This window comes from Salinimicrobium oceani (assembly GCF_012037645.1).
In genome coordinates this window covers 1-279 of the sequence record NZ_JAAVJR010001693.1, presented here as the reverse complement: position 1 = coordinate 279, position 279 = coordinate 1, and the positions used below count along the sequence as shown (strand labels likewise).

Annotated in this window: 1 pseudogene; it reads right to left on the bottom strand. The window is 46.6% G+C overall.

Features of this window, described 5'->3' with window-relative positions:
* Positions 1-279 (bottom strand): annotated as a pseudogene (locus HC175_RS23630) (hypothetical protein); the annotation flags it as partial.

Below are 279 nucleotides of genomic sequence, written 5' to 3'. Positions count from 1 at the left end.
ATATTTGGCATGGCTTCCCTTAGCCTGCGCAATCGCTCCCACGGATTTTCATTTAGAAAACGCATACACACATCAAAGGTTGCACCTCCCCAAATTTCCATACTGAATACTTCCGGATGGTTTCGGGCAAAACCTTCGGCAACTTTCATCATGTCATACGTGCGCATTCGGGTGGCCAGCAGGCTTTGATGCGCATCTCTAAAAGTAGTATCGGTAAAATGAACCTTGCCTTCATGCAAAAGCCACCTGGAAAATTTTTCCGGACCGTATTCCGTAAGC